This window comes from Leptobacterium flavescens (genome assembly GCF_010671605.1).
Taxonomy (GTDB): Bacteria; Bacteroidota; Bacteroidia; order Flavobacteriales; family Flavobacteriaceae; genus Leptobacterium; species Leptobacterium flavescens.
The window spans coordinates 888,503-903,414 of record NZ_JAABOO010000002.1 but is presented as its reverse complement, the minus strand read 5'-3'; the positions used below and the strand labels follow the sequence as shown (position 1 = coordinate 903,414).

The window sequence follows — 14,912 nt, the reverse complement described above, 5'->3', positions numbered from 1 at the left end:
GGTTAAAGTAAAAGATAAAATGGCAGAGTTACAAATAAATACTACTCAAAATGTGAATATAAACTTTACCACTGCGTCAGTGGGAGAGCGTATTCTTGCCTACGGAATAGATATAGTGATCAAGATCGCCTATGCGGTGATTATTTTTCAGCTTGTCTTTAAATTATTTGGCATTAATGAGTGGTTGGAAGATTACGATATGTGGTCGCAGATCGCTATTGTGGTCCTCTTTCTTCTTCCTACTTTTTTCTATTCCCTTTTACTGGAGGCTTTACTCGACGGGCAGACTATCGGGAAGCGGCTTTTAAAGATAAAAGTGGTAAAAATAGACGGGTATCAGGCCTCTTTTGCAGACTATGTAACCCGCTGGTTTTTCAGGATTATCGACACCAATATGTTGAGCGGGGTAATAGCGCTTATCATGATCGTTTCCAACAGTAAGAATCAGCGAATCGGGGATATTGCTGCGGGTACTGCCGTCATCTCCATTAAGAACAGGATCACCATAGATCATACGATCCTTGAGAATATATCGGAAGACTATGTTCCGGCTTATCCGAGTGTGATCAAGTTATCTGATAACGATGCACGGATCATCAAGGAAACCTTTATAACAGCCAAGAAAACAAGAGACCATGCCACCCTTCTGAAATTAAAAGCCAAAATTGAAGAAGTGACCGGCACCAAGTCTGTTCATAACGACACTCATAGCTATATAGACAAGATACTGAAGGATTATAACTATTATACCCAGAACATGTAATGCTTTTTTACAGCCTAGACATTATCGGAACTTTTGCTTTTGCTATTTCCGGCTTCCTTACCGCCCTTAACAAACGCCTGGACCCGTTCGGTCTGTTTATTGTTGCCTTTGTTACTGCTCTCGGCGGAGGTACTTTACGAGATATACTCATCGGAAGAACTCCCGTGGGATGGATGATCGATCTGAATTATGTGTATATCGTCATTGCAGGAGTATTTTTTGCTGTCCTTTTCAGGCGAAAGCTGAATTATCTCAGAACCTCCCTTTTTCTTTTTGATACGGTAGGATTGGGAGTGTTTACCATTATTGGAGTAGAGAAGGGGATAGATGCAAACCTTCACCCGATCATATCGATCGCTCTGGGTACGATGAGTGCTTCCTTCGGAGGTGTTATTCGCGATATTTTGTGTAATGAGATCCCGGTAATTTTCAGAAAGGAGATCTATGCCACGGCCTGTATAGCTGGAGGAGCATTCTTTTTTATCTTAAAGGAAACTCCTTTAAACGACGACTGGATCTATGTAATAACAACGGGGATCGTTATCCTGATACGCCTTTTGGCAGTCCGTTATCAATTAAAGCTCCCGCTTATCCAAAGTTGATCATTTTACGATCTCTACCTTCTCGATAACTACATTCTGAAGCGGCCATTCGTCAGAACCCGTGGCTACGGAATTTATTTTATCTACTATATCCATACCTTCTACAACTCTTCCGAAAGCAGTGTATTTCCCATCCAGGTGATAGGATCCCGGGCGGGTAACAACGATAAAGAATTCAAAAGGCGATGCCAGTAAATGCGGATTGTTGATCTCACTGCTGGGCATGGAAACGGTTCCTCTGTGGTGCTTGTGTCCTTTTCTGGTATCCGGCGGTAAAAGATAACGCCCGATCTCCTTCCTCTTTTTTCCGGTAGCCCTGTTATCTGAGTTCCCTCCCTGGATAATAAAATCTTTAACCACCCTGTGGAAGTAAGTGCCGCTGAAATAATCCTTTTCGGCCAGGTAAATAAAGTTAGCACGATGGTAAGGAGTGTTCTCAAAAAGTTTGATCACGAAACTCCCCTGGTTGGTGGTTACCCTGACCCTGTCTTCCTTATGCTCTTTTTCGTATTCGAAAAAGAAAGGAATAGCATTGTCTTCGGTAAGCCTGAAAGGCTCTTCTTCTTTTTCTTCAGGAATGCTATCTGCCTGTTTTTCGTTTGGATTTTCCGTATTATTTTCGGTTGCAGACTTTGAATTTTGTTGCTTTTGCTGATTGCATCCGATTAAAAATATAAGTAGTAATATTGCAGATATTCTGATTGATTTTAATAGCATGAATTTCGACCTTTTTCAAGAATTTGCTCCAAAAATAGCAAATATGACCCTTCCCGGACAAGAATCCCATTATAAAATGGCTCCGCTTGCACGTCTGAAGCAATTGAGGGAAGAAGCTATCAGGACAAAGAATCCTCGGGAAGCTGCGGTTTTAATGCTGTATTATCCCGATAATGAAGGGCAGACAAGATTTGTTCTGATACACAGGAAAACCTATCCCGGAGTGCATTCCAATCAGGTGGGGTTTCCCGGAGGAAAGATAGAGGAAGAAGACAGGAACATGGAGCATACGGCACTTCGCGAAACCTGTGAAGAGATCGGGATCAGTCCGCAACAAATTGATATTTTATGCCCTCTGACCGAGATCTACATCCCGCCCAGTAATTTTCTGGTATATCCTTTTATGGGAATTATGAACGATACCCCAGAATTTACCCCTCAGGAAGATGAGGTGGAAAATATAATTGAGGTATTGCTTTCGGATTTCCTGAATGACGAGATCTTATTTTCAGAAAAATTAACCACATCCTACGCAAAAGAAATCAGCGTACCGGCTTTTAAGTTAAACGGTTATACGGTTTGGGGAGCTACTGCAATGATGCTGAATGAAGTTAAAGAGCTATTAAAGAGTGCCTTTTAATGGCTAATATTTGTACTTTTGCAGTTCGCTTTAATTGAAAATCGTTATATGGGATTGTTTAAAAGAAATCCTTTCGGACATATTCTCTTCTTGAAAAAATGGCTTATCCGTATCGCCGGAGCAATGACACACAGTCGTTATCGCGGCTTTAATCAACTACAGATAGAAGGATCGGAGATCATTAAGGATTTATCGGGAACCAATGTCCTTTTCGTTTCCAATCACCAGACTTATTTTGCCGATGTAGTGGCCATGTTCCATGTGTTTAATGCCAGCCTGAGCGGCAGGGTCGATTCGATTAAGAATGTAGGTTATCTCTGGAGGCCCAAACTCAATATCTACTATGTGGCGGCAAAAGAGACGATGAGATCAGGCCTTTTACCAAAAATAATGGCCTATGCGGGAGCTATCACGGTAGAAAGGACCTGGAGGGAGAAAGGAAAGGATATTAAAAGAGAGGTGAATTCCCAGGATACCGAAAATATAGGGATAGCCCTTAAAGACGGATGGGTGATCACCTTTCCCCAGGGTACGACCAAACCCTGGAAACCGATACGTAAGGGAACGGCCCATATCATAAAACAATACAAACCTGTAGTGGTACCTATAGTTATTGACGGCTTTCGACGTTCATTCGATAAAAAGGGGATAAGGGTCAAAAAGAAAGGGATCCTTCAATCCATGGTTATAAAGGAACCTCTTCAGATAGATTACGAAAATGAAAGCGTTGAAGAGATCGTAGAAAAGATCGAATACGCCATAGAACAACACCCATCATTCCTCAAAGTAATTCCGCAGGAAGAACTTCTGGCTATGGAAGAGCTCAATAAATACAGGCAGTGGAATTATTAAACTTCCATTTTCTGCAGCTCTTTATAATTCTTTCTGAGCCTTCTTAAGAGAATACCGTAGATTAACTGATAGATCAGCCATATAACCAGGGTACTGATCATTACGATAATAATGGAAAGTATTATTATGATAATCCATTGAGAGGAAGTGAGATCCTGGTTTAACTCGTCCCTGATAGCATTCATAAAGTTTTCACTTTTCAGCATACTCACACTTAAAATACTACCGTATATTGCGGTAAGTCCAAGGGCAATGGCAATATATCTTCTAACTGTTTTCCTGGTGCGGAAAATATTATTCATAAGGGTCTTGGTATTGTCTATAACCGAGATCTCCCTGTAGTTCATGTAAAAGCGATATACAAAGTATCCTGCAACCGCATAGGTTATGATATAGATGGCAATAGTTATCCCTTTCATATTATAAGCTTCCATCTCTGCCCAGTACTTTTTATCGGCGGTGAAAATAAAAATAATAACACCAAGCACCAGCTCTATGATACTGATATAGAATATCCATTTGACTATAGAAGACGATCTTTTCCAGATCATCTTATAAATCTCATCGTACGTAAGCTTCGGCATCGACTGGTCGCTGTTCTGCCAGTTCTTTTTCAGTAATTCTAATTCATCCATAATATCATGGGTTCAGTATAGTTCGCAATTTTGTCTTAATACGGTTCATCTTCACTCTTGCATTTACCTCAGAGATACCTAAGGTTTCCGAGATCTCCGTATAATTCTTATCCTCCAGATACAGAAAGACCAGGGCCTTTTCTATATCGTTAAGCTGTTTGATGGCTTTGTACATCAATTTTAGCTGTTGTTCTTCCGTATCGTCATAGTCGTTCGTCTTTATCTTAAAAACAACACTGTCATAGTTCTGTGTATTGATCCGCCTTTTCGATTTTCTGTAAAGAGTAATAGCAGTGTTAAGAGCCACTCGATACATCCAGGTACTCAGTTTGGAATCTCCTCTGAATTTAGGGTAAGCTTTCCACAACTGTATAGTGATTTCCTGAAATAAATCGTTGTGCGAATCCTGATCATTGGTATATATTCGACATACCTTATGAACGATATTTTGGTTGTGTTCCAGTTGGGTAACAAAACTATGTTCAAGCTCTTTGTCCACTAATTTTTTGGCCGTTTATTAATATGTAAGTAGCATTTAATGCAAATATGTTACAAAAGTTTTAAAATTATTCAAGGCAGTGTTAAAAAAGCAATAAGATACCGTATTTTTGTAGTACAAATAATTAAGAATGAATATACCCTTAACAAGTCATCCAAGAGTTGTTATTATTGGAGGAGGTTTTGCAGGGCTGTCCCTTGCAAAGAAGTTAGCAAGACAGGAGTTACAGGTAGTTTTACTGGACAGACATAATTATCATACATTTCAACCTTTATTGTATCAGGTATCAACCGGAGGGCTTGAACCCGATTCCATTGCATACCCGATAAGAAAGGTATTAAAGGACTTTCCGAATTTCTTTTTCAGGCTTGCCAATGTGGAAACCATAGAGCCGGAAGCCAAAACGATACTTACCGATATCGGTTCACTTAAATATGATCATCTGGTCATTGCCACAGGATCCAAGACCAACTTTTTCGGGAATGCTTCCATAAAGGCAAACAGCATGGTCATGAAGACCATTCCACAATCCCTTAACTTAAGGAGTCTGATCCTGCAGAATTTTGAGCAGGCACTTTTAAAATCCGATCTGAATGAACGGAATGCCCTGATGAATTTTGTGATCGTAGGAGCCGGACCTACCGGAGTGGAACTTGCGGGAGCCCTGGCCGAGATCAAAAAAGGAATCCTTCCGAAGGATTATCCGGACCTGGATATCCGGCAAATGCAGATCAACCTGGTACAGGCATCAGACAGGGTGTTACCCGCCATGAGTGAGGTTTCATCCAGGAAAGCCGAAATATTCCTTGAAAGACTGGGCGTAGATGTCTGGAAAGATGTGAGAGTAACGAATTATGACGGAGAAACCGTTACCACGGAGACCGATCTTTGTTTTAAGACAGCAACGCTTATCTGGACAGCCGGAGTAGAAGGAGCCACCATAAAAGGTGTGGACAGCAAAGAATTACTCGTGAAAGGTAACCGCATAAGAGTAGATCGCTTTAATCAGGTAGAAGGCCTGGAAAATATTTATGCTATCGGGGATATTGCGTGGATGGAAGAAGAGAAATTCCCTCACGGCCACCCTATGATGGCGCAACCTGCTATACAGCAAGGGAAGCATTTGGGAGAAAACCTCATACGCCTGACCAACGGTAAGAAGATGAAACCCTTTAGCTATCACGACAAAGGTTCCATGGCTACCGTAGGGAGGAATAAAGCAGTTGTTGACCTTCCAAGATTCAGGTTCCAGGGAGTTTTTGCCTGGTTCGTATGGATGTTTGTACACCTTTTCTTTTTGATCGGATTCAGGAACAGAGTCGTTGTTTTTATCAACTGGGTATATAACTATATCAGGTTCGACAGAGAAGCGAGGCTAATTATACGTCCGTATAAAAAAAAGGAAGTTGCGGAAGCGGCAGAGGTTAAAAACGTCTGAATTTTTTGTTCTCAACCAGAACTCCGTGTACAATAAGTAACTGGCTGATACCGTAAAAGAACATCATCCAGATATTTCCAAAGGGAACCGATTTGTAAAAAGTGGTCAGTGCCCATATGCTTTCGGAAACCATAAAAAGAACAGTTCCGGCCAATACCAGATAGTAACTTTTGTTGTTGACTATTTTGTATCTCAGATAGGCCGATTGGGTAAGGTTTAATACGGTAAAGAAATAAAACAGGGTCGGAATTAAATAGCCACCCAGGTTATCGTATATAAAGTAATAGATAGCCATTAAATAGAGGCAAGCCACTATAAGAAAAGGAATGGAACGATCTACATCAAAATGGGCACTCCTGTACAACAGAGAACTGTATACGATATTGGCCATAAAATAAGCCATCAAGCCAACAAAATAAAAACGTACCCCAAAACCTTCCAGCAGGAACCCGCTTCCTACAAGTACCATTAAAAGAGCCATCATCATTAATCTCCGTTCCTTTTTAGGTTTGTTTTTACTGTTCTTGTAATAAAAGAACATAAGAGATAATGCTATCAGGGGTTTGGTAAGATCGCGGTAGGGTATCAGGTATTCTATACTATGGAATACGATATCTGTTAACAGTATTGTTAAGAAGATAATATTGAATATATATGCCTTTTTGATCTTCAATTCAAAAATATAGCTGACCAAAGCTTTTACTTCGGGTTATTAAACAATATGATCGGCCGTTGCCGGTTCATTTTATCGCATCTTAACCTTCATATAAAGCTGTGCTCTATACAATAATCTTAGTGAGGGGGAATCTTAAAACTCTGTTTTATCGATTAAATGCAAATTTCTTAGATAAAACGCAGAAAATGTATGTTCTAGTACAAAACTATTCATTTTTTTTATTTATCCGAAAATTATTGTTAATTCTTTGTGAAATTTTCAGGAAATATAAAAAAACACTCCCTTATAGATATTGACCTCATAAAGGGAGTGATAATTAAGTTTTACTGAAAGGACTTATCTTTTTACGATCTTCCCGTCTTTCATTACGAATTCTACCGCTCTGAGGTCGGAGATATTTCGGGAAGGATCGCCTTTAACAACGATTATATCTGCCAGGAAACCGTTTTTAAGCTGCCCCAGTTTGTCAAGTTGAAAAAGAGCTGCATTTACAGAAGTAGCCGATCTGAGCGCTTCCAGTTTGTCCATTCCGTATTCTACCATTAACTCCAATTCCAGTACATTCTCTCCATGCGGAAATACACCAACATCTCCTCCAAAGCTGATCTTAACACCTCTTTCCAGTGCCAGTTTAAAACTTCTCTTCTTATTGACCACTCTTGCCGGTTCCGGATCTTTGTCTTTGTTCCAGCCTGTGTACTGGCTAATAGAATACGATGCAGCAATAGTAGGGCAAAGAGCCACTCCCTTTGCTACCATCAGGTCAAAAACCTCTGCAGTAGCTCCGTCTCCGTGCTCTATGGTGGTTACTCCGGCATTGATAGCCCTTTTCATTGCCTCGGCAGTAGATGCGTGAGCTACAGTTACTCTTCCGCTGCTTTTAGCCGTTTCTACGATGGTTCTGATCTCTTCCTCGGAAAAGGTAGGTTTGGCTGTTCTTCCCGGGCCCCATCGGTAATCGGCATATACCTTGATAAAATCGGCGCCGTTCCCGATCTGCCTTCTGGTAACCGTGGGTAAATTAACCCCATCTGCCTCTTCTGCTCCGAGAGGAACTTTTACGAATTCATGAAATCCCTTGGGTCCGTAACTTCCCGTAGCAACTATGGCAGGACCAGCAACCAGGAGTCTCGGACCTTCAATAACCCCTTTCTCGACAGCATCTTTCATCCCGACATCCAGATAACCTGCACCTTCACTTCCCAGATCCCTCATGGTGGTGATACCTGCGTATAAGGAAGCTTTTAAGTGATTTACCGCACGGGCGGCCCTTTCTCCATAAGATTCTTTCAGGACCTGATCATTCCAGGAAGTCTCATTATACGGATGTAACAGGATATGTGAATGCCCTTCGATCAGGCCGGGGAGGAGTGTATTATCTCCGAAATCGATGGTTTCACTGTTCCTGAATGTTTTGGAAGGTCCTGCATAAACAATAGTGTTTCCGTCAATATGGACACTCCAGTTTTCCTGCATATTCTGACCGTCAAAAACCCTTTTGGCTTTCAGATGATACCGGTTTTGAGATTGAACTAAAAGACCCAGTAAAAGGGTAATGAGTAATAATGTTTTACGTTTCATAGCTGTTTTAAATTATTTTCTCGGATGATATGTTTCCATTATTTCTTTTAAATGACTTCGGTCTACATGCATATAGATCTCTGTGGTGGTAATGCTTTCGTGCCCTAACATAAGTTGTATGGCCCTCAGGTCTGCTCCGTTTTCCAGAAGATGGGACGCAAAAGAGTGCCTGAAGGTATGAGGACTTATGGTTTTCTTTAACCCTGCCAGCTCTGCCAATTGCTTTACAATGGTAAAGATCATGGCCCTGCTTAATTTTTTCCCTCTCCTGTTGAGATAAAGGATGTCTTCATAACCTTTCTGAACAGGAATATGGGCACGTACTTCTGAGATGTATATATTGATGTATTTCTGTGTATGACCTCCTATAGGAACAAATCGCTGCTTGTCGCCTTTACCGGTAACCTTAATAAAGCCCTCATCAAAGTAAAGATCGGAAAGCCGCAGTTCAATAAGTTCCGAAACCCGTAGTCCGCAGCCGTAAAGACTCTCGATAATAGACCGGTTCCTTTCGCCTTCCGGCTTGGAGAGATCGATGGCCGCAATAAGCCTGTCTATGTCCTCCTCCGACAACGTATCGGGTAATTTCCTCCCGATCTTGGGCGATTCTATCAGATCCAGGGGATTGTCTTTCCGGTAGTCCTCAAAACACAGGTAATTAAAAAAGCTCTTTAAACCGGAAATGATCCTGGCCTGCGATCTCGGATTGAGTTTTTTGGCAACTTCGTAAATAAACTGTTGAATAACCTCCTTTTGAATATGGATAGGAGAAAGGCTTATTTTGTTTTCTTCAAGAAAGAATACAAGCTTCCGGATATCGAGAACATAATTTTCAATAGAGTTAGCAGATAGCCCGCGTTCTATTTTTAAATAATGTTCATAATCCCGTATGGCACTTTCCCATTTCATACGAGTAAATATAAACAAAAGTCACCTTGTTCAGGTGACCTTGAATTTTTTAGAGAAATTACCTTACCCTCATAACGTATTTGCTCTAAACGATTTAACTTCAGGGAGAAAGAGTCCCGAAGCCGTCAATAAAATTAGGAAGTAAAGGGCAGATTTACTAATTCTTTGAGCCTATTGCCTGATATTTTATAGAAATTTAACATTTAACCGTAGAAATGTGTAAAAGCTTCACTTCGGCCGTTTTAAAGATATCTCTTATAATATTAACAACAATTTAACGTTAAACCTGACGGGTAGTACGAAAACACCTCTAATTTTGAAGTATTAACTTAAACAACTTTAACATGAAAAAACTATTGATGCTGGCATTGGCAACCGTTGGATTTATTTCATTTTCTAATGCACAAAGCGCTAAGTTCGGAGTAAAGGCCGGAGCTAACTTTTCTAACCTTAAAATAGATACTGCTTTAGGTGGTGGTTCTCCTGACGGAGCAACCAGCTTTTATGTAGGTGCTCTTGTAGACCTTGCTGTTTCCGATAAATTCCATATCCAGCCGGAAGCACTTTATTCAATTGAAGGTGCGGACGATGCGGATATCACATTTATCGATATTCCGGTAATGGCCAAATTGTACATTATAGACGGATTAAATGTTCAGGCAGGACCTCAATTCGGGATCGTTGTTGATGCCGACGGAGGTACGGATGGTTTAAAAACGACCAATTTTTCTCTAAATCTGGGAGCAGCTTATGAGTTTCCAGGTGGTTTCTTTGCTGATGGAAGATACAATTTTGGACTTTCCGATATCAGTGATGTAGACGGAATAGAGCTTAATACAAAAGGATTGCAATTAGGTATTGGGTACCGATTCTAAATCCCGATTGCAAATTATACTAAAAAGGGCAGAGATTTCTCTGCCCTTTTTGTTTGCGCTTTTTTATACCTTTGGTTTTTGATATTTTTACTAAAATTATCTTGATGAAACTGATCATTATCAATGGCCCTAATCTCAATCTTCTCGGAAAAAGAGAACCCGAGATCTACGGAAGTACCACTTTTGAAGATTACTTTGGAGAACTTCAGGCGAAGTATCCCGATGCGGAACTGGAGTATTTCCAGTCTAATATAGAAGGAGAGCTTATTGATAAGATCCAGGAAACCGGTTTTTCATACGATGGTATTATTCTTAATGCCGCAGCCTATACTCATACTTCGGTTGGGATCGGAGATGCGGTTAAAGCCATTAAAACTCCTGTTATAGAAGTGCATATTTCCAATACTTTCGAAAGGGAGGAATTCCGCCATGTTTCCTATATCTCTCCGGCTGCGAAAGGAGTTGTTCTCGGCTTCGGGCTTCAGAGCTATGACCTGGCTATTCAAAGTTTCTTATAAAGCAGTCAGACAGTGGAAAAAGCATATTTTAACTGGAGCAGCGGGAAAGATAGTTCGCTGGCCTTACACAGGCTGCTGGAAGAAGGGAAATACGATATCGTTAAACTGGTCACAACCGTAAATACAGATTATAACAGGGTTTCCATGCATGGCCTTCGCAATGAACTCCTGGAATTACAGGCCGATGCTATTGGTCTTCCACTGCATAAGATCCCGCTTTCCGGAAATGTGTCCATGAAGGAATACGATAAGGTAATGAAAAGCCAAATGGAACTCCTGAAACAACAGGCTTCTATTGCTGTTTTTGGTGATATTTTCCTGGAAGACCTGAAAAAATACAGAGAAGAACGTTTATCCGAAGTGGGGATCAAAGCTGTTTTTCCGCTTTGGAAAGAAGATACAAAAGCACTTATAGATGAATTCCTGGATCTGGGATTCAAAGCCATTACCGTTTGTGTTAATGCAAAACTCCTGGGCGCCTCTTTTGTCGGGAGGGTGATCGACAGGGATTTTATTAAAGAATTGCCTGAAAATGTAGATCCCTGCGGAGAAAACGGAGAATTCCACACCTTTGTGTTTGATGGCCCGATCTTTAAAAAGGCAGTACCCTTTAAAATAGGAGAGAAAGTACACAGAACCTACAGCCCGGCCGGTGATGATGACAATTGCTTCTCGGATGAAGAGAAAAGCTGGGATACCGGATTCTGGTATTGTGACCTTCTACCTCAATAAAGATCTTTACTCCTTCAGATATTTGCGGTCTGCATAAAAAGTCCCGAAAGGAAGGAGGGAAGCTATAAACAGGATCCCGAACCTTTTAAGAGACCAGGACATTTTCCGGCAGAGCCAGACGGCGAGTACCACATAAGCTATAAAGAGAAAACCATGTACATAGCCGATATAGATATTGGGTTGTGTAATGTCTGCGGCGTATTTAAGCGGCATTCCGACCCCGAACAGGAGCAAATAGGAAATGCCTTCGAGGATGGCTGTTATTCTGAATGACCTGAGTAGTGTCATATAAAAACGTTTTAGAAAAAAAATCCCTCTCGGAAAGAGAGGGATCAGTATTTATTATAAATGAATGACTTCGTCGTAAGCATCGGCTACGGCTTCCATGACCGCCTCACTCATGGTGGGGTGGGGGTGTACCGCTTTGAGAACTTCATGACCCGTGGTCTCCAGTTTTCTCGCAACAACCGCTTCAGCGATCATATCGGTCACTCCGGCTCCGATCATGTGGCATCCAAGCCACTCTCCGTATTTGGCATCGAAGATCACTTTTACAAAACCATCGGCATTTCCTCCTGCTTTCGCTTTTCCGGATGCAGAGAAAGGAAATTTACCGACCTTAAGCTCATATCCCTGTTCCTTTGCCTGTGCTTCTGTAAGACCTACGGAAGCAACTTCGGGAGTACAGTAGGTACAACCGGGGATATTACCGTAATCTAATGCTTCTACGTGCATTCCTGCAATTTTTTCCACACAAAGGATCCCTTCTGCAGAAGCTACGTGTGCCAGTGCCTGTCCGGGAGTAACATCTCCTATAGCATAATAACCCGGAATGTTTGTCTGGTAATAATCGTTTACAAGGATCTTATCCCTGTCTACTGCAATACCAACATCCTCCAGGCCTATATTCTCGATATTTGTCTTTATTCCTACGGCAGAAAGAACGATGTCTGCTTCCAGAACTTCTTCTCCTTTTTTAGTCTTTACCGTAGCTTTAACCCCATCTCCTGAAGTATCAACTTTGGTTACTTCGGCAGAGGTCATGATCTTCATTCCGCTTTTCTTGAAGCTTCGCTCCAATTGTTTTGAAACATCAGCATCCTCCACAGGAACAATGCTCGGAAGGAATTCTACGATGGTCACTTCGGTTCCCATAGATTTGTAGAAATATGCAAATTCAACTCCGATAGCTCCACTTCCTACCACGATCATTTTCTTGGGCTGTTTTGGCAGGGTCATGGCTTCTCTGTAGCCAATTACCTTTTTCCCGTCCTGCGGTAAGCTTGGCAGCTCTCTGGAACGTGCTCCGGTAGCAATGATAATATGATCTGCGCTGTACTCTGTAGTTTTTCCGTCCTTATCCGTAACATCGAGTTTCTTTCCTGTTTTCAGTTTTCCGAAACCTTCAATAACATCTATTTTGTTCTTTTTCATAAGAAACTGAACCCCTTTGCTCATTCCGTCTGCTACACTACGGCTACGCTTAACAACTGCGTCAAAATCTTTGTCGTAGTCCTTAACCTTTAAACCGTAATCTTCCGCATGCTTTAAATATTCGAAAACCTGAGCAGATTTTAAGAGGGCCTTAGTCGGGATACATCCCCAGTTCAAACAAACCCCTCCGAGGTTTTCCTTTTCAACGATCGCCGTTTTTAAGCCTAATTGTGAGGCACGTATAGCTGTAACATATCCGCCCGGACCACTCCCCAGGACGATTACATCATATTTACTCATATCTTATGAATTTAATTGTCAAATTTTTGAAGTCACGAAGTTACGTAATAAGTTTTGATTGTATAACATTTAATCTTCTTTTGAAGGGAGATATTCATCTGTATAGTGACGCCTTCCTTTTTCCTCGCCGAATTTTTCCTTATTGTACTCTTTGGAAGTACCTTTCGGGATGGATAAAGATTGCCACTCATCGCTACTTATCATACGGGCTATATACACTATTTGCCCTGTATGATAGGAGTAATGAGATAATTGCCGGTTAATGGCTTCTATTACCGTATGCCCCTCGTTTCTTATATAGATAATGGCTTCCAGATCTTCCGGTTTGAGTGAATTCAGACCGTCAAACAGGCAATTCCACCCTTTTTCCCAGTCAGCCAGCATTTCTTCCTTGCTGCTATAGGTGTCCTCGAATTCCTCATCGCGCTTTCGCCATTCCTTTTCTCCGTCTTCGGTAAGGAAATTAGTCCATCTGCTCAACATATTCCCGGCCATATGTTTTACAATGATGGCAATGCTGTTACTCGCTTCATTATACTGCCAGTGAATACCTTCTTCGGGGATCTGGTCAAAGGACTTGTCTCCGAGATTTTTGTTGAACAGGAATTGCTTTTTTACAGAATCAAGATAGTTGTTTTGCATAGGATTAGAATTTTATAGGAGCATACACCGCCATATAACTTATGTTCTGATCCGTATTTACGGCTTTGTTCAGGACCGTCAGGACTTCCGATTGGAAATAGCTTGTACAGGTCACTGACAGAAGTCTTTTTTTCATTGTTTAAGTATATTGGTTGGTATGGTTAATTTACTCTTTTTCAAAATCCAGACTGGCCGAATTAACACAATAACGCTGGCCTGTCTCGGTAGGGCCGTCATCGAAAATATGCCCCAGGTGTCCACCGCAATTTGCGCATAGGATCTCGGTACGTATCATTCCGTAACTCCGGTCTTCCTCATAATTTATGGTCCCTTTTAAGGCATCGTCAAAACTGGGCCATCCGCACCCGCTTTCAAATTTGTTTTTACTTTCAAACAACGGGGTTTTACACCCTTTACATTTATATACGCCATCTTCGAAATGAAGGTCATATTTTCCTGTAAAGGCAAATTCGGTATCCTTTTCACGAAGGATCTTATATTCTTCGGGAGAAAGCAGGGCTTTCCATTCTTCTTCGGTCTTTTGGACCGGGTATTTTTTATTTTGGCTCATAAGCAGATACAAATTGAAGGGAAACGGAATTGATACAATGCCGTATTCCGGTAGTTTCCCGGGGACCGTCATTAAAAACATGTCCCAGGTGTCCTCCACAATTGGCACATTTTACTTCGGTACGGCTCATTCCGTGAGAGGTGTCGGCTTCATATTCCAGGTTTTCATCATAGCCTCTGTCGAAGGAAGGCCATCCGGTACCACTGTTAAACTTGTGTTCGGACTCGTAAAGTTTTATACCACAGGCAGCGCATACATAGCTTCCTTTTCCGTAAAATTTATCGTATTTACCAACAAAAGGCCGTTCCGTTCCTTTTTGACGGAGCACAAAATACTCCATTTCATTCAGCTGGGCCTTCCATTCTTTTTCTGTTTTGGAAACAGGATAAATCTTACGGGGTTTGTTTTCACTAACCTCAGTTTGGGAAGTTATTTTTTCTACGCTTTTTTTTCGGGGACTCTCGGTACACCCCAGCGCAAGTAGCATTAAGATTAAAACAATTTTTCTCATACGATCTCAAAAGTATT

Annotated in this window: 20 protein-coding genes; 8 read left to right on the top strand and 12 right to left on the bottom strand. The window is 41.3% G+C overall.

Going from position 1 to position 14,912, the window contains the following annotated elements:
- The first annotated feature begins 19 nt into the window (after positions 1 to 19).
- Together GWK08_RS11620 and GWK08_RS11615 are read left to right on the top strand one after the other, a co-directional pair.
- Positions 20 to 763 carry an RDD family protein gene (locus GWK08_RS11620; protein WP_163607357.1) on the top strand — a complete coding sequence of 248 codons (744 nt, stop codon included), beginning with the start codon at positions 20 to 22 and terminating at the stop codon, positions 761 to 763.
- Positions 763 to 1,365 carry a trimeric intracellular cation channel family protein gene (locus GWK08_RS11615; protein ID WP_163607356.1) on the top strand — a complete coding sequence of 201 codons (603 nt, stop codon included), beginning with the start codon at positions 763 to 765 and terminating at the stop codon, positions 1,363 to 1,365. Before GWK08_RS11620 ends, GWK08_RS11615 begins: the two co-directional genes overlap by 1 nt.
- Here the strand turns inward: GWK08_RS11615 and GWK08_RS11610 are convergent, their stop codons facing one another.
- Positions 1,366 to 2,082 carry a peptidylprolyl isomerase gene (locus GWK08_RS11610; RefSeq protein ID WP_163607355.1) on the bottom strand — a complete coding sequence of 239 codons (717 nt, stop codon included), beginning with the start codon at positions 2,080 to 2,082 and terminating at the stop codon, positions 1,366 to 1,368. It abuts the gene before it with no gap.
- On the opposite strand from GWK08_RS11610, the gene GWK08_RS11605 reads away from it, so the two are divergent.
- Positions 2,081 to 2,722, top strand: coding sequence for an NUDIX hydrolase (locus tag GWK08_RS11605; protein ID WP_163607354.1), 642 nt, complete (start codon positions 2,081 to 2,083; stop codon positions 2,720 to 2,722). The two genes, GWK08_RS11610 and GWK08_RS11605, sit on opposite strands and share 2 nt — an antisense overlap.
- A gap of 48 nt (positions 2,723 to 2,770) precedes the next feature.
- Positions 2,771 to 3,574 (top strand): lysophospholipid acyltransferase family protein, encoded by an 804-nt coding sequence (locus GWK08_RS11600; RefSeq protein ID WP_163607353.1) that lies wholly within the window; start codon positions 2,771 to 2,773, stop codon positions 3,572 to 3,574.
- Here the strand turns inward: GWK08_RS11600 and GWK08_RS11595 are convergent.
- Both GWK08_RS11595 and GWK08_RS11590 read right to left on the bottom strand, forming a co-directional pair.
- Positions 3,571 to 4,209 carry a hypothetical protein gene (locus GWK08_RS11595; protein WP_163607352.1) on the bottom strand — a complete coding sequence of 213 codons (639 nt, stop codon included), beginning with the start codon at positions 4,207 to 4,209 and terminating at the stop codon, positions 3,571 to 3,573. The two genes, GWK08_RS11600 and GWK08_RS11595, sit on opposite strands and share 4 nt — an antisense overlap.
- Before the next feature lie 4 nt (positions 4,210 to 4,213).
- Positions 4,214 to 4,708 carry an RNA polymerase sigma factor gene (locus tag GWK08_RS11590; protein WP_163607351.1) on the bottom strand — a complete coding sequence of 165 codons (495 nt, stop codon included), beginning with the start codon at positions 4,706 to 4,708 and terminating at the stop codon, positions 4,214 to 4,216.
- 130 nt (positions 4,709 to 4,838) lie between these two features.
- Between GWK08_RS11590 and GWK08_RS11585 the strand changes: the two genes are divergently transcribed.
- Entirely contained in the window at positions 4,839 to 6,146 is a 1,308-nt protein-coding gene (locus tag GWK08_RS11585; RefSeq protein WP_163607350.1) for an NAD(P)/FAD-dependent oxidoreductase, read from the top strand.
- Here GWK08_RS11585 and GWK08_RS11580 read toward each other — a convergent pair.
- The 3 genes from GWK08_RS11580 to xerD form a co-directional block, all read right to left on the bottom strand.
- Positions 6,133 to 6,840 (bottom strand): lysoplasmalogenase, encoded by a 708-nt coding sequence (locus tag GWK08_RS11580; protein WP_204336045.1) that lies wholly within the window; start codon positions 6,838 to 6,840, stop codon positions 6,133 to 6,135. The two genes, GWK08_RS11585 and GWK08_RS11580, sit on opposite strands and share 14 nt — an antisense overlap.
- Positions 6,841 to 7,158: 318 nt before the next feature.
- Positions 7,159 to 8,403, bottom strand: a complete 1,245-nt coding sequence (locus GWK08_RS11575) for a metal-dependent hydrolase family protein (protein WP_163607348.1) — start codon at positions 8,401 to 8,403, stop codon at positions 7,159 to 7,161.
- A gap of 12 nt (positions 8,404 to 8,415) precedes the next feature.
- Positions 8,416 to 9,312 (bottom strand): site-specific tyrosine recombinase XerD, encoded by an 897-nt coding sequence (gene xerD, locus GWK08_RS11570; RefSeq protein WP_163607347.1) that lies wholly within the window; start codon positions 9,310 to 9,312, stop codon positions 8,416 to 8,418.
- Positions 9,313 to 9,656: 344 nt separating this feature from the next.
- Here xerD and GWK08_RS11565 point away from each other — a divergent pair, with 344 nt between their 5' ends.
- The 3 genes from GWK08_RS11565 to GWK08_RS11555 all read left to right on the top strand — a co-directional run bounded on the left by GWK08_RS11565 (position 9,657) and on the right by GWK08_RS11555 (position 11,437).
- A complete protein-coding gene (locus GWK08_RS11565; RefSeq protein ID WP_163607346.1) occupies positions 9,657 to 10,187 on the top strand; it encodes a porin family protein in 531 nt (176 codons plus the stop codon).
- A gap of 104 nt (positions 10,188 to 10,291) precedes the next feature.
- Entirely contained in the window at positions 10,292 to 10,705 is a 414-nt protein-coding gene (aroQ, locus tag GWK08_RS11560) for a type II 3-dehydroquinate dehydratase (RefSeq protein WP_163607345.1), read from the top strand.
- Between the two features lie 12 nt (positions 10,706 to 10,717).
- The gene (locus GWK08_RS11555) at positions 10,718 to 11,437 is read left to right on the top strand and encodes a Dph6-related ATP pyrophosphatase (RefSeq protein ID WP_163607344.1); all 720 of its coding nucleotides are present in this window, start codon (positions 10,718 to 10,720) and stop codon (positions 11,435 to 11,437) included.
- A 6-nt stretch (positions 11,438 to 11,443) separates the two neighbouring features.
- Here GWK08_RS11555 and GWK08_RS11550 read toward each other — a convergent pair whose 3' ends face one another.
- The 6 genes from GWK08_RS11550 to msrB (GWK08_RS11530) form a co-directional block, all read right to left on the bottom strand.
- The gene (locus GWK08_RS11550; RefSeq protein ID WP_163607343.1) at positions 11,444 to 11,725 is read right to left on the bottom strand and encodes a DUF3817 domain-containing protein; all 282 of its coding nucleotides are present in this window, start codon (positions 11,723 to 11,725) and stop codon (positions 11,444 to 11,446) included.
- A 54-nt stretch (positions 11,726 to 11,779) separates the two neighbouring features.
- The gene (lpdA, locus tag GWK08_RS11545) at positions 11,780 to 13,171 is read right to left on the bottom strand and encodes a dihydrolipoyl dehydrogenase (RefSeq protein WP_163607342.1); all 1,392 of its coding nucleotides are present in this window, start codon (positions 13,169 to 13,171) and stop codon (positions 11,780 to 11,782) included.
- A 69-nt stretch (positions 13,172 to 13,240) separates the two neighbouring features.
- The gene (locus GWK08_RS11540; protein WP_163607341.1) at positions 13,241 to 13,813 is read right to left on the bottom strand and encodes a DUF1572 family protein; all 573 of its coding nucleotides are present in this window, start codon (positions 13,811 to 13,813) and stop codon (positions 13,241 to 13,243) included.
- 4 nt (positions 13,814 to 13,817) lie between these two features.
- Positions 13,818 to 13,949, bottom strand: a complete 132-nt coding sequence (locus GWK08_RS19330) for a hypothetical protein (protein ID WP_262887807.1) — start codon at positions 13,947 to 13,949, stop codon at positions 13,818 to 13,820.
- A 30-nt stretch (positions 13,950 to 13,979) separates the two neighbouring features.
- Positions 13,980 to 14,384, bottom strand: a complete 405-nt coding sequence (gene msrB, locus GWK08_RS11535) for a peptide-methionine (R)-S-oxide reductase MsrB (RefSeq protein ID WP_163607340.1) — start codon at positions 14,382 to 14,384, stop codon at positions 13,980 to 13,982.
- Positions 14,371 to 14,895 carry a peptide-methionine (R)-S-oxide reductase MsrB gene (gene msrB / locus GWK08_RS11530; RefSeq protein WP_163607339.1) on the bottom strand — a complete coding sequence of 175 codons (525 nt, stop codon included), beginning with the start codon at positions 14,893 to 14,895 and terminating at the stop codon, positions 14,371 to 14,373. The genes msrB (GWK08_RS11535) and msrB (GWK08_RS11530) overlap by 14 nt, the downstream gene beginning before the upstream one ends.
- Positions 14,896 to 14,912: the final 17 nt, after the last annotated feature.